Origin of the sequence: Vibrio hepatarius, from assembly GCF_011806575.1 — a bacterium.
GTDB lineage: Bacteria > Pseudomonadota > Gammaproteobacteria > Enterobacterales > Vibrionaceae > Vibrio > Vibrio hepatarius_A.
In genome coordinates this window covers 1-12860 of sequence record NZ_JAATOO010000018.1, presented here as the reverse complement: position 1 = coordinate 12860, position 12860 = coordinate 1, and the positions used below count along the sequence as shown (strand labels likewise).

13 protein-coding genes are annotated in these 12860 nt (G+C 45.7%); 9 read left to right on the top strand and 4 right to left on the bottom strand.

The genetic code is table 11. The features are described 5' to 3' along the window. Window positions 1–69: 69 nt before the first annotated feature. The gene (tsaA, locus tag HCZ42_RS14545; protein ID WP_167421377.1) at window positions 70–765 is read right to left on the bottom strand and encodes a tRNA (N6-threonylcarbamoyladenosine(37)-N6)-methyltransferase TrmO; all 696 of its coding nucleotides are present in this window, start codon (window positions 763–765) and stop codon (window positions 70–72) included. Window positions 766–890: 125 nt separating this feature from the next. Between tsaA and HCZ42_RS14540 the strand changes: the two genes are divergently transcribed. The 4 genes from HCZ42_RS14540 (at window position 891) to HCZ42_RS14525 (ending at window position 4102) form a co-directional block, all read left to right on the top strand. Beyond that, window positions 891–1142, top strand: coding sequence for a type B 50S ribosomal protein L31 (locus tag HCZ42_RS14540; protein WP_167421376.1), 252 nt, complete (start codon window positions 891–893; stop codon window positions 1140–1142). Window positions 1143–1153: 11 nt separating this feature from the next. Then, window positions 1154–1279, top strand: coding sequence for a type B 50S ribosomal protein L36 (ykgO, locus tag HCZ42_RS14535; protein WP_152431035.1), 126 nt, complete (start codon window positions 1154–1156; stop codon window positions 1277–1279). 223 nt (window positions 1280–1502) lie between these two features. Then, the gene (locus HCZ42_RS14530) at window positions 1503–3089 is read left to right on the top strand and encodes an AbgT family transporter (protein ID WP_167421375.1); all 1587 of its coding nucleotides are present in this window, start codon (window positions 1503–1505) and stop codon (window positions 3087–3089) included. Between the two features lie 152 nt (window positions 3090–3241). Beyond that, a complete protein-coding gene (locus HCZ42_RS14525; protein ID WP_368484196.1) occupies window positions 3242–4102 on the top strand; it encodes a GyrI-like domain-containing protein in 861 nt (286 codons plus the stop codon). Between the two features lie 228 nt (window positions 4103–4330). On the opposite strand, the gene HCZ42_RS14520 is transcribed toward HCZ42_RS14525, so the two are convergent. The 3 genes from HCZ42_RS14520 to metN are packed head-to-tail and all read right to left on the bottom strand — an operon-like array spanning window position 4331 to window position 6870. Next, a complete protein-coding gene (locus HCZ42_RS14520) occupies window positions 4331–5140 on the bottom strand; it encodes a MetQ/NlpA family lipoprotein (protein ID WP_053408856.1) in 810 nt (269 codons plus the stop codon). 28 nt (window positions 5141–5168) lie between these two features. After that, entirely contained in the window at window positions 5169–5846 is a 678-nt protein-coding gene (locus HCZ42_RS14515) for a methionine ABC transporter permease (protein ID WP_167421374.1), read from the bottom strand. Beyond that, window positions 5836–6870 carry a methionine ABC transporter ATP-binding protein MetN gene (metN, locus tag HCZ42_RS14510; protein ID WP_167421373.1) on the bottom strand — a complete coding sequence of 345 codons (1035 nt, stop codon included), beginning with the start codon at window positions 6868–6870 and terminating at the stop codon, window positions 5836–5838. Before metN ends, HCZ42_RS14515 begins: the two co-directional genes overlap by 11 nt. 218 nt (window positions 6871–7088) lie before the next feature. On the opposite strand from metN, the gene gmhB reads away from it, so the two are divergent. The 5 genes from gmhB to treC all read left to right on the top strand — a co-directional run bounded on the left by gmhB (window position 7089) and on the right by treC (window position 12639). Next, entirely contained in the window at window positions 7089–7640 is a 552-nt protein-coding gene (gene gmhB / locus HCZ42_RS14505; protein ID WP_167421372.1) for a D-glycero-beta-D-manno-heptose 1,7-bisphosphate 7-phosphatase, read from the top strand. Window positions 7641–7688: 48 nt separating this feature from the next. Then, window positions 7689–8015 (top strand): MliC family protein, encoded by a 327-nt coding sequence (locus HCZ42_RS14500; protein ID WP_167421371.1) that lies wholly within the window; start codon window positions 7689–7691, stop codon window positions 8013–8015. Between the two features lie 105 nt (window positions 8016–8120). Continuing rightward, window positions 8121–9068 (top strand): trehalose operon repressor TreR, encoded by a 948-nt coding sequence (gene treR, locus HCZ42_RS14495; protein WP_167421370.1) that lies wholly within the window; start codon window positions 8121–8123, stop codon window positions 9066–9068. Between the two features lie 382 nt (window positions 9069–9450). Continuing rightward, complete coding sequence (gene treB, locus HCZ42_RS14490) at window positions 9451–10875, top strand: PTS trehalose transporter subunit IIBC (RefSeq protein ID WP_167421369.1); 1425 nt, start codon at window positions 9451–9453, stop codon at window positions 10873–10875. Window positions 10876–10956: 81 nt separating this feature from the next. Continuing rightward, window positions 10957–12639 (top strand): alpha,alpha-phosphotrehalase, encoded by a 1683-nt coding sequence (gene treC / locus HCZ42_RS14485; RefSeq protein ID WP_167421368.1) that lies wholly within the window; start codon window positions 10957–10959, stop codon window positions 12637–12639. Window positions 12640–12860: the final 221 nt, after the last annotated feature.

Here is a 12860-nt window from a genome sequence, read left to right as displayed (position 1 = left end):
ACCCAAGACTGAAAGCCCCAAGAGTGGGGATAAAGTTAAGCCGTCTATAATATCAGCCAATTTGCTTTGTCAAAAGCGTTCAATAGCGCTAACTGTTATTAAGTTGCCATTTACTCTGAACTTTACGTTCAGATCGAACAAATTTACCGCATATTCTTTATCGTCGGATTTGTTTTTCTTATATGCAGGGCGGGGATCTTGAGCTAATACTTGCTCGATCACTTGCTGCTGCATCAAGCCATCTTGACGAGATTGCAACATCGCTAACGCTTGAGATGAAAAACAAACTCGCGATGTTTCTGGTTCGGCTTCAGCATACCCGCCCGTTGCATCGCTAATTGAGTCTGAATAGGGGATATAAGGCTTGATATCCACAATCGGTGTGCCATCAACCAAGTCGACACTGCCTAACTCCAGATATAGCTGATCGCCTCTTTTACTCACGCCTTTTACTTCGACCGCGGACATGCCGATTCCATTAGGGCGAAATGTGGATCGTGACGCAAAAACTCCGATTCGTTCGTTACCACCCAGCCTTGGCGGGCGCACGGTTGGTTTCCAGCCCGCGTCGAGATTCTGGTCAAACAAGAACAACAGCCAGACATGACTAAATTGTTCGATACCGCGCAGCGCTTCTGGGCTGTTCGCCGTACCAGCTAGTCGCACTCTGGCTTCAGCAGCGGGTACCAATCGCGGTTGTCTCGGTACGGCAAATTTCTCTTTATAAGGGCTTTCAATAAAACCGATTGGCTCTATGGAATACATAGTGTGTTCGTGTCTGTCTAACAATCTTGCGCTCAAAATATCACAAAAATGACTTGCAAAACTTTTTGATAATGATTATTAATTGAAATGTTATAACATAACAAGTTGTAAATTTAAGGAGAGCTATGAAACCGAATATCCATCCGGAATACCGCAAAGTGGTGTTTCACGATACGAGTGTCGATAAATATTTTTTAGTGGGCTCAACGTTACAGACGGACCGCACCATCGAATGGGAAGACGGCAACACATATCCGTATTTTATGATCGAAGTGTCTTCTGAGTCGCATCCGTTTTATACCGGTAAACAGCGCGTGATCCAAAAAGAAGGGCGAGTGGCGAACTACAATCGTCGATTTGGTCAGTTTGGGAAATAAAGAGTAGGAAAATGAAGGTATTAAAGTCATTAAAGAGCGCGAAAAATCGTCACCCTGATTGTCAAATCGTCAAGCGAAGAGGGCGACTATATGTGATTTGTAAGGCGAATCCTAGATTTAAGGCAGTGCAAAGGTAACATAATTAGAGTGATTGATTTGTTGGTGAATTATAATGCTAGTTATTGTTTTTAAATTGGTGTTTTTTGCTATCTTTTTGTTCAAAATGCGTTAAAAAATCTGATCCAATACACACTTTGTAACATTTTGGATTTTAAATTGAACGACTTGTCGAGTAACCTGCGCCCGCTTTGTTGACATTATTGTCACATTGGCGCAGGAATAACTACAAGGAGTAAACAGATGAGTTCATCTGCTTCAATTAAACAAAATTCACCAAAGAAGCCGTTATTTACGCGCTTTCTTGATAGTGTTGAATATTTAGGGAACCTATTACCCCACCCAATCACTCTTTTTGCACTTTTTTGTGTGGCAATCCTAGTTGCATCAGGTATCGCAGGTTACTTCGATGTTGCAGTTGTCGATCCTCGCCCTGAAGGCGCGAAAGGTCGTGCTGCAGATGGCATGATTCAGGTTGTCAGTCTGCTGAATGCGGATGGTCTTGAGCTAATCGTAACTAACCTAGTGAAAAACTTTGTTGGTTTTGCTCCGCTAGGCACCGTATTGGTTGCTATGCTGGGTGTGGCTATCGCTGAATATTCAGGTCTTCTGTCTGCTGCAATGCGTGGCTTGGTAATGGGCGCTTCTAAGCGCATGGTTACTGTTACAGTTGTATTTGCTGGTATCATTTCTAACACAGCATCTGAGCTTGGCTACGTGGTTCTTATTCCACTAGCGGCGATGCTGTTCCACTCTCTAGGTCGTCACCCTCTCGCTGGTCTTGCTGCGGCATTCGCTGGTGTATCAGGTGGCTACTCAGCAAATCTTCTGATCGGTACGGTTGACCCACTGCTTTCTGGTATTACAGAAACAGCAGCACAAATGATTGATCCAACTTACACGGTAGGCCCAGAAGTTAACTGGTACTTCATGTTTGTTTCTACTTTCTTTATTGCAGGTATGGGTGCATTTGTTACTGAGAAAATCGTTGAGCCAAAACTAGGCAAATACAACGACGAAGAAGCGTCTGAAGATCTTTCAAACGACAAGATGGGCAGCCTCACTGCCGTTGAGAAGAAAGGTCTAAAACTGGCAGGTGTTGCGATTCTTGTTGTTTCAGCACTGCTTGCTTGGACTGTTGTTCCAGCAGACGGCATTTTACGTTCTGATGCAGGTACGATCGCAGGTTCTCCATTCCTGAAAAGTATCGTAGCGTTCATCTTTGTGTTCTTCGCTATTCCGGGCTTTGTGTACGGTAAAGTGGTTGGCACAATGAAGACAGACCGTGACGTGATCGACGCAATGGCGAAATCAATGTCATCAATGGGCATGTACATTGTATTGGTTTTCTTCGCGGCTCAGTTCGTTGCCTTCTTTAAGTGGACTAACTTTGGTCAGGTATTTGCGGTTGCGGGCGCAGACTTCCTACAAAGTATCGGTCTAACGGGCCCAATGCTGTTCTTCGCGTTTATCTTGATGTGTGGTTTTATCAACCTGATGATCGGTTCTGCGTCTGCTCAGTGGGCAGTGACGGCACCTATCTTCGTACCGATGTTGATGTTAGTGGGTTACGCTCCTGAGACGATTCAGGCGGCTTACCGTATCGGTGACTCAACGACCAACATCATCACTCCAATGATGAGTTACTTTGGTCTGATCTTGGCTGTGGCGACACGCTACATGAAGAACCTAGGTATCGGTACGCTAATCGCGACCATGTTACCTTACTCGCTCTGCTTTATCGTAGGTTGGAGTGTACTGTTCTACCTGTGGGTATTCGTGTTCGGCCTACCAGTTGGTCCTGGTGCGGCGACGTACTACACGCCTTAATTTTCAGGTTAATCTTTCTTTCATCAAAGCCGGAGCCCTCAGCTCCGGCTTTTTTTATGTTTAAATAAAGCAAATTGCGCAATCTCAATCAGGCTTCTCAATCGGCTGAGCCATATTATTTGCATACAGCCACCAACGTGAAATGGAACACTGTGACGAATCAACAACATTTAAACAGAATTGAACGGGTGTGTGATTATATTGCCAAGCACCTCGACGAGACGCTGACACTGGACGTGCTTAGTGAGGTCGCGATCTGTTCGAAGTACCATTTCCACCGTTTGTTTAAGGCTTATATGGGAGTCAGCGCGGTACAGTATGTGCAGATGGCGAGGTTGAAGCGTGCTTCATTTCGTTTGGCGTTTGAAGCTAAATATAGCGTTATTGACATTGCTTACGAAGCGGGATTTGAGAGCCCAGAAGCGTTCTCACGAGCATTTTCTCGCATCTTTGACCAGACTCCTTCTCAATTTAGAAACCAGCCAGCGTGGCAACATTGGCATGCGAAATACGTAGCCCAGCCACCAACGCAAGGAGAAAACATGTTAGACGTAACTGTGGTCGATTTCGCTCAACGTGAAGTCGCACTGATTGAACACAAAGGGCATCCGAATCTGGTACTTGAAACCGCAAGTAAGTTTATTCAGTGGCGCAAAAGCACGGGGTTATCACCGGTCGAGAAAAGCGAAACATTTGGTGTGCCGTATTCTGACCCGAGCGACATACCCGAGGATGAATTTCGTTTTGATATCTGTGGTACTCATCGAGGTGAGGTGCCTGACAATGAATTTGACGTGAAAGCGGGAGTTATTCCGGCAGGGCGCTGTGCGATGGCGATTCATAAAGGCAGTCACGATCGAATTGGTGAGACCGTCTATCAGCTATACCGAAGCTGGTTGCCGCAAAGTGGTGAAGAGTTAAGAGACTTCCCGTGCTTTTTCCACTATCTCAATTTTGTCCATCAAGTGGACGAGTGTGATTTAGTCACAGAAGTTTACTTGCCACTGAAATAGTACCAATCGTAGTAAATAACTGTTCATTCTAGCTTGTTAAAATACTCGATAACTGCGTTAACTTTTCGTTTAAAGTAAGTTGATTGTAGAATCACTACTTATCGAAAAATTTTGCCTTGTTCTCAAGCATTTTTCCTACGCTATTTCTGACCATTTACTTACTGTGATTGGTATAAAAAGGCCGACGTTTTCACGTCGGCCTAATCATTTTTAGCGAATAGTCAGTGATTACCAACCTTTAACTACGCCACCTTTGAAAATGTCAGATGCTGCTGTGTACACTTCGTCAGTTTGGTACGACTTAACAAAGTTCTGTACGTTTTCAGCGTTAACGTTCTCTTCACGCGCCACGATTAGGTTTACGTATGGAGACTCTTTGTCTTCAACGAAAACACCGTCTTTTTGTGGCGTTAGGTCGATTGAGCTCGCGTAAGTCGTGTTGATGATAGATAGAGCAACGTCGTCTAGTGAACGAGGCAGTTGCGCCGCTTCTAGTTCAACAATTGTGATGTTTTTCGGGTTTTCAACGATGTCACGGACAGTCGCTAGTAGACCCACACCTTCACGAAGTTTTAGTAGACCTTGTTGCTCAAGAAGAAGCAGTGAACGACCTAGGTTCGTTGGATCGTTTGGTACCGCGATACGGTCGCCTTCTTTGATTTCTTCAACGGATTTAACTTGCTTTGAGTAACCCGCGATAGGGTAAACAAACGTGTTACCTGCGATGGTCAGCTTATAACCACGGTCAGCAACTTGCTGATCTAAGTATGGCTTGTGTTGGAACGCGTTGATGTCGATAGAGCCGTCATCCAATGCAGCGTTTGGTGTTACATAGTCAGTGAAGGTAACCAATTCAACGTCTAGGCCGTATTTTTCTTTTGCTACTTTAGCCGCTACTTCAGCAACTTGAGCTTCAGCACCAGCCATAACACCAACTTTGATTTTACTTGTATCGGCTTCTTTTTCACCACAACCAGAAAGAATAAGTGCAGAGGCTGCTGCAGCGATGGCTAGTAAACCCTTAAGATTGAATTTCATGACTATCTCCTTGTAATAAAATGAATTTTTATCTGTGATCTACACGGCGAACCACAGCATCGCCAATAGACTGAATAATTTGGACTAACACGATAAGCATCACTACCGTCACGGCCATGATGACCACGTCGTAGCGGTGGAAACCATAGCGGATCGCCACATCACCAAGACCGCCACCGCCTACTGTACCAGCCATTGCTGAGTAGCTAACCAAAGTAACTAGAGTAATGGTTACTGAGTTAACGATGGTCGGTAGTGCTTCCGGTAGTAGCACTTTGTTGATGATCTGTAGCGGCGTTGCACCCATAGATTGCGCGGCTTCTACTAGACCTGACGGTACTTCCAATAACGCCCCTTCAATCAGGCGAGCGACAAATGGAATAGCGCCGATGGTCAGCGGAACAATCGCGGCTGTGGTGCCGATAAAGGTACCGACCAACAGTTTGGTGACTGGAATAATAGCCACCATCAACACGAGGAAAGGCACTGAACGACCGATATTGACGATGGCGCCAAGTACGCTGTTTACCCGTGTGTTTTCTAGCAATCCGCCTTTCTTGGTTGTGTGTAAAATCACACCGAGAGGAATACCAATCGCAAAGCCAACGATGCCCGCAACAGCAACCATGTAGAGTGTTTCCCAAGTTGCGCCCAAGAGTAGGTCGCCGTTTAGGCTCAGCCAGTCTGAAATCGTCTTAAAGGACATAACCAAGTACCTCTACTTTTACGTTGTGGTCGCGCAGGAACTCGATCGCTGCGTTATCATCTTCTTCATTACCAAACAGTTCAGCGACCATCATGCCGAACTTCACACCGCCAGCGTAATCGAGATCAGAACTCAAAATGCTTACGTCGATGTTAAATTTACGTGTAATTTGGCTCATCAATGGCGCATCGACGGTGGCGCCCGTGAACTCGAGGCGAACCAGTGGGTAGCTGCCTTCAACGCGCTCGCTTTGTAATCGTGCTTGATAATCTTCAGGAATCGAAAGATCCAGCGTCGAACGAATAAATTGGTGCGCCAGCTCTGTTTTCGGGTGGGCGAAAATTTCACCGACTGTGCCTTTTTCGACGAGTTCACCGTCACCGATGATGGCAACTTCGTGACAGATGCTCTTCACAACGTCCATTTCGTGCGTGATCAGCAGCATGGTGATATTGAGCGTGCGGTTGATCTCTTTGAGAAGCTCCAAAATTGATTGGGTTGTCGCTGGATCTAACGCGCTCGTCGCTTCATCACACAGCAGTACTTTTGGGTCTGAAGCTAGGGCGCGAGCTATTGCAACACGCTGTTTCTGGCCGCCACTTAAGTTTGATGGGTAGCTCTCGTGTTTATCTGCCAAACCAACTAGTTTAAGTAACTCAGTGACTTTCTCGTTGATTTTCGCTTTGTCTGCACCCGCCAGTTCCAACGGTAGCGCAACATTATCAAACACGGTACGTGATGAAAGCAGATTAAAGTGCTGGAAAATCATGCCGATGTTGCGGCGTGTTTTGCTTAGATCTGATTTAGATAGTTGAGTCAGGTCAACACCATCAACAATGATAGAGCCGCTGGTTGGCGCTTCCAGCATGTTTACACAACGTATCAGCGTACTTTTACCCGCTCCTGATGAGCCAATAACACCGAAAATCGTGCCTTGAGCAATATGAAGGTTAATGTCTTTCAGAGCGTTGATTTCCTTGGTGCCCTGATAGAAAACCTTGTTGACTTGATTAATTTCAATCATCGATAAACCCACTTTAAATCTTTGGAGCAGTAGATAATTTCGAACTACGTCCTGTTATGTAGATGATGCTATGGTTTTGTCGAATGGGTGTCAATAGATATTTTTACGTCTAGACGTCTAAACGTATTTTTTGCTCAACCGTTTAGTAATTAGATAGTGATGAAAGAAATAAAGCGTGCAATAATTCTGGGTATAAGCAAAAGATAGAGAAGCAAATTTTGGCTAAACCAGCAGTCTTTTTAGATCGTGATGGCGTGATTAACGTTGACCACGGTTACGTGCATGATGAGCATGACTTCGAATTCATTGATGGTGTGTTTGAAGCAACCAAGAAATTGAAAGAAATGGGCTATTTATTAGTACTGGTCACCAACCAGTCTGGTATTGCGCGTGGTAAGTTTAGCGAAGAGCGCTTTTTGTCTTTGACTCAGTGGATGGATTGGAACTTCGTCGACAACGGCGTTGAGTTTGATGGTATCTATTATTGTCCACATCATGCAGAGCACGGCCAAGGAAAGTACAAAGAAGATTGTGACTGCCGCAAGCCGAAACCGGGGATGTTTAACTCGGCACGTGAGTTCCTCAAAATCGACATGGAAAAATCGGTGATGGTGGGTGATAAAGCTGAAGATATGATGGCTGCGCAGGCCGCAGGTGTTGGAACACGCATTTTGGTTCGCACTGGTAAGCCAGTCACGGAGCAGGGCGAGTCTTTGGCGTCAACAGTACTAGATAGTATTAAAGATGTGCCAGCGTATTTGGCAAAGTAATACAGTTTAAGGTCGCATCCGCGGCCTTTTTGTTTGTTGGAGGCAAGAATGAATTCGAAATTTCTAACAATCGTGATGATGAGTACAGCTCTGGCGGGGTGTGCTGGTTCTTCAGATAACGTGAACTTTTTGCAGTACCAATGTGAAATGGACAAGAGCTTCTCAGTGGCTTACTTCCCAGAGCAAGAGCGCGCGATATTGCGTTTATCCGGGCAAGAGTTTCCGATGATTCAAGTGCCTTCAGGCTCCGGTACACGTTATATTCTTGATGACGGCAACGCTGAGACGCAAAACCCTTTGACCTTGTACACAAAAGGCAACGATGCCCGTTTAGAGTACGAGCGAGTGATTTACAAATATTGTAAAACCAACTAGCGTATATCCTCTAAAAGCTCAGGCTGTAGGTCTGAGCTAAAACACCCGATTTTAAGTGTGAGCTGCCTTGAACTCACCAGACTCCCTGAAACCGACCAAACCATTATGAATAAGAAACTCACCATTCTCGACATCGCTAAACTTTCTGGAGTGGGTAAATCTACCGTCTCTCGAGTTCTGACTAATGACCCGAAAGTCAAACCAGAAACCCGAGCCAAAGTTGAGCGAGTGATTGCTGAGTCTGGCTACGTGCCTTCTAAGTCTGCGCAGGCGATGCGTGGTGGCAGCCAAAAGGTCGTGGGGGTGATTATTTCTCGTCTTGATTCTCCTTCAGAGAACAAAGCGGTCAGCAGCATGTTGCAAGCACTGTATCAAGCCGGTTATGACGTGGTGATCATGGAAAGCCAGTTTGACCGTGATAAAACCAACGAACACCTTGATGTATTAACCAAGCGCAACGTTGATGGTGTGGTGGTGTTTGGTTTTAGCGATTTTGATATCGATAGACTCAAGACTTGGCAAAATCGCAGTGTGGTGATCGCGATGGATACCGACGTAACTTCTTCGATCAACTACGACAACCACGGTGTGATTGAGAAAGCGTTGCAGTATCTTCGCGAGCAAGGGATTGACGATATCGCGTTTATTGGCGTTGACCCGACCGATAAGACGACCGGTAAAATTCGACTCAATGCGTATCTTGAATGGTGTAAAACGCATACTCTAGAACCTCAATATAAGACAGGTCAACTGACCCATGAAAGCGCGTATAAGCTGGTGGATGATATATTGACGCCTGCGACGCAAGCTATTGTCTGCGCCAGCGATACGTTAGCGCTTGGGGTGATCAAACGTCTACAAGAACTGGATCGTGAAGATGTTCTCGTCACTGGGGTGGGAGGAAACGAACTGCTTTCTTTCTTATTTCCTAAAGTGTTCAGTATCGATCCGGGTTATTCTCAAGCTGGCGCAATGGCAGCTAAACTGTTGATCTCTCATATTAATGGTGAGTCAGAGTTGCATCACTTAACTCAAGAGCCAGTGAGCGGTTGACAGAGACTTGCGAGCTTAACGCGGTTTTCTCCTTCCTATTTCTCTTCATAAATAAAGCTCACGGTGCGTTAGGTATCGTTGGTTTTAGCACGTTTACGGGGCCAAGACCTCTTCATGATCACGAGTGATCTGAGCGCGATGTTTTCACAAAGTTATAAGCTACTATTTTTAAAGTGGTTTAAAAATATACTGTGATCTCATTCAATTTATGGGACTGTTCCCATTTTTATTCGTTATTAGTTCTGTCAATATAATCAGTACAAATGGGAACATTCCCAAAATAACAAAAAGCCAAATTAAGGCTGGAAAGCCTAACAGTATCTTCCCCTAATGGTGGGTTGATATATACATGAATGAGAATCCAACTAGGGTGGACATGGATATGAGTAAGATTGCTAAACACGAAGTTGAGCGTCTGATTGAACTGGTAGGAGGCCGCGAAAACATCGCGAGCGTGACCCACTGTTTAACTCGCCTACGTTTTGTATTAAATGATACCGATAAAGCCGACGTGAAAGCACTGGAAGCGTTGTCGCTGGTTAAAGGTTGCTTTACCAATGCCGGCCAATTTCAAGTGGTCGTCGGTACCGAAGTCGATGAAGTTTACAAAATCCTTATCGAACTGACCGGTCAAAAGTCAGCATCGAAAGACGATGCGAAACAAGCGGCTCGCCAAAATATGAACTTCCTGGAGCGCGGTATTTCCCACCTTGCCGAAATCTTTGTACCTTTGCTTCCTGCAATCATCACTGGTGGTCTGATCCTTGGCTTCCGCAATGTGATTGGCGATATCAAGATGTTTGACGGCCAAACCTTGACGCAAATCAGCCAGTTTTGGGCAACGGTACACAGCTTCTTGTGGCTGATCGGTGAAGCGATCTTCTTCTTCCTACCTGTCGGCGTATGTTGGTCGACCGTGAGAAAACTCGGCGGAACGCCGATACTCGGTATCACCTTAGGTGTGACCTTGGTTTCCCCTCAGCTCATGAATGCTTACTTGATTGGTAAGCAAGTGCCTGAAGCGTGGGATTTCGGCCTATTTGTTATCGAGAAAGTCGGTTATCAAGCTCAGGTTATCCCAGCAATGTTGGCGGGTGTTGCGTTAGCGTTTATTGAGACTCGCTTAAAACGCATTGTTCCGTCGTATCTCTACCTAGTGGTTGTGCCATTTGTCTCCATCATCGTGTCGGTCATTTTGGCGCACTCCTTAATTGGTCCTTTTGGTCGCATGTTGGGTGATGGCGTTGCATTTGCGGCAAAAGCGGCGATGACGGGTGACTTTGCGATGATTGGTTCAACCATCTTTGGTTTCCTATACGCACCACTGGTTATTACTGGTATTCACCACACAACCAACGCCGTCGACCTTCAATTGATGCAAGAGCTGGGTGGTACACCGATTTGGCCGCTGATTGCTTTGTCAAACATTGCTCAGGCGTCTGCAGTAGTCGGTATCATTCTAATTAGTAAGAAGCACGGCGAGCGCGATATCTCGGTACCTGCAGCGATCTCTGCCTACCTAGGTGTCACTGAGCCTGCGATGTACGGCATCAACTTGAAATACAAGTTCCCAATGTTGAGCGCAATGATTGGTAGTGCGATTGCTGCAGCGATTTGTGGTAGCGCGGGTGTCATGGCGAACGGTATTGGTGTCGGTGGTCTGCCGGGTATTTTGTCTATCCAACCACAGTACTGGGGAATCTATGCACTGGCGATACTGGTAGCGATCTTGATTCCGGCATTGCTGACCTTGTTCTTCTACAAGCGCGCAGAGATGAAAGGTGAGCTAGAACCTGCTGACGCATAATAACTAACTAGCAATTTCATTTTGGGGCGACTTTTATCGCCCCCTTTTATTCAACGTTCGATTTGGTAAGTGAGTTTTGAAATGACAACAATCAAAAATGATGCAAACTGGTGGAAAACTGCCACTGTATATCAGATTTATCCAAAAAGTTTTTGTGATAGCGGAAGTAAAGGGAAAGGGGATATTAAAGGTATTATCTCTAAACTTGATTATCTGAAACTGCTTGGTATTGACGCGATTTGGTTAACCCCAGTGTATCAGTCACCGATGATTGATAACGGGTACGATATATCAGATTACTACGCGATTAACCCTCAGTTTGGCACTATGGCTGATTTTGATGAGTTGTTAGCGCAAGCCCACCAACGCGGTATCCGCATCATTATGGATATCGTCGTCAACCATACTTCGACAGATCACCACTGGTTCCAGTCTGCATTGGGCGATAAAAACAGCCCTTACCGTGACTACTACATTTGGAAAGATCCAGTCGACGGTGGCGTACCGAATAACTGGCAGTCCAAATTTGGTGGCAGTGCTTGGGAACTTGATCAGCGAACAGGCCAATACTTCTTGCACCTTTTTGCCAAAGAGCAGGCTGACCTGAACTGGGAAAACCCGAAAGTCCGCCAAGAAGTCAAAGAGGTGATCAGCTTCTGGGCAGAAAAGGGCGTTGACGGTTTCCGCCTAGACGTGATTAACCTAATTTCCAAACAGCAAGATTTCCCGAATGATGATATTGGCGATGGCCGACGTTTTTACACTGACGGACCTCGAGTGCATGAATTTCTTCAGGAAATCAGCTCTGCGGTATTTCAAAAGTACGGCAGCGTGACGGTCGGCGAAATGTCATCTACGACGCTTGAGCACTGCCAACAGTATTCGGCGCTTGATAATAAAGAGTTGTCGATGGTGTTTAATTTCCACCACCTCAAAGTTGATTACCCGAATGGTGAAAAGTGGACCAAAGCGCCGTTTGATTTTCTGCAGCTCAAGCAGATTTTCAACCACTGGCAAACTGGTTTGAATGGCAAAGGTTGGGGAGCTCTTTTTTGGTGTAACCACGATCAACCTCGCGTCGTGAGTCGATTAGGTGATGACAAACAGTATCGTGTTGAGTCTGCGAAAATGCTGGCGGCTTCGGTTCATATGATGCAAGGCACACCATACATTTATCAAGGCGAAGAGATTGGCATGACCAACCCTGGTTATCAGTCAATTGAACAGTACCGCGATGTTGAGAGCACCAATATGTATGACATCATGGTGAATCATCAGGGCGTGAGCCACGACGAAATGATCGCGATTCTAGCGCAGAAATCACGTGATAATTCCCGTGCTCCAATGCAGTGGAATGACCAAGCATTTGCCGGTTTCTCTCAGGCTCAGCCTTGGCTAGAAGTGGCGGAAAACTACACCCAGGTGAATGCTAACAATGCCGTGGCCGATCCAAACTCAGTGTTCTACTTCTACCAACGACTGATTCAATTACGTAAAGAGATTGACGTGATTACTAGCGGTGATTATCAGGATCTCTATCCAGAACATGGCTCAGTGTTTGGTTATAAGCGCGAGAGTGGAGATCAGGCTTTGATTTGTTTGAATAACTACTATGGAAACGAGACGGAATGCGTATTGCCCTCTGAGTTTGACGTGAGTAAGGCGAAGTATGTATTGGGCAATTACGCTGAACTAACTGAGCCTGTAAGTCAGCATCAAGTGCTTCGTCCGTATGAGACTCGCATTATTCTTTTGCAGGACTAGCATTCCCCTTTATTGTGTTAGTTCTATTGCCCCGAGGAGTCGGGGCTTTTTTATGTCTGGAGAAAAGGATGTATCCAGACTCGTTAAGATGTTAGCGACGGTATGAAACGAAAAAAGCCAGCTCAATGAGCTGGCTTTCTTTTGTATGGTGGAGGGGGACGGATTCGAACCATCGAAGGCAGTGCCGGCAGATTTACAGTCTGCTCCCTTTGGCCACTCGG

What these genes read in the sequence shown, in the direction of transcription:
- treR (WP_167421370.1), top strand. Translation starts at nt 8,121, where the DNA reads ATGAATAAGAAACTCACCATTCTCGACATCGCTAAACTTTCTGGAGTG.
- treB (WP_167421369.1), top strand. Translation starts at nt 9,451, where the DNA reads ATGAGTAAGATTGCTAAACACGAAGTTGAGCGTCTGATTGAACTGGTA.
- HCZ42_RS14515 (WP_167421374.1), bottom strand. Translation starts at nt 5,846, where the DNA reads ATGTCCTTTAAGACGATTTCAGACTGGCTGAGCCTAAACGGCGACCTA.
- HCZ42_RS14520 (WP_053408856.1), bottom strand. Translation starts at nt 5,140, where the DNA reads ATGAAATTCAATCTTAAGGGTTTACTAGCCATCGCTGCAGCAGCCTCT.
- ykgO (WP_152431035.1), top strand. Translation starts at nt 1,154, where the DNA reads ATGAAGGTATTAAAGTCATTAAAGAGCGCGAAAAATCGTCACCCTGAT.
- treC (WP_167421368.1), top strand. Translation starts at nt 10,957, where the DNA reads ATGACAACAATCAAAAATGATGCAAACTGGTGGAAAACTGCCACTGTA.
- HCZ42_RS14540 (WP_167421376.1), top strand. Translation starts at nt 891, where the DNA reads ATGAAACCGAATATCCATCCGGAATACCGCAAAGTGGTGTTTCACGAT.
- HCZ42_RS14530 (WP_167421375.1), top strand. Translation starts at nt 1,503, where the DNA reads ATGAGTTCATCTGCTTCAATTAAACAAAATTCACCAAAGAAGCCGTTA.
- tsaA (WP_167421377.1), bottom strand. Translation starts at nt 765, where the DNA reads ATGTATTCCATAGAGCCAATCGGTTTTATTGAAAGCCCTTATAAAGAG.
- HCZ42_RS14500 (WP_167421371.1), top strand. Translation starts at nt 7,689, where the DNA reads ATGAATTCGAAATTTCTAACAATCGTGATGATGAGTACAGCTCTGGCG.
- metN (WP_167421373.1), bottom strand. Translation starts at nt 6,870, where the DNA reads ATGATTGAAATTAATCAAGTCAACAAGGTTTTCTATCAGGGCACCAAG.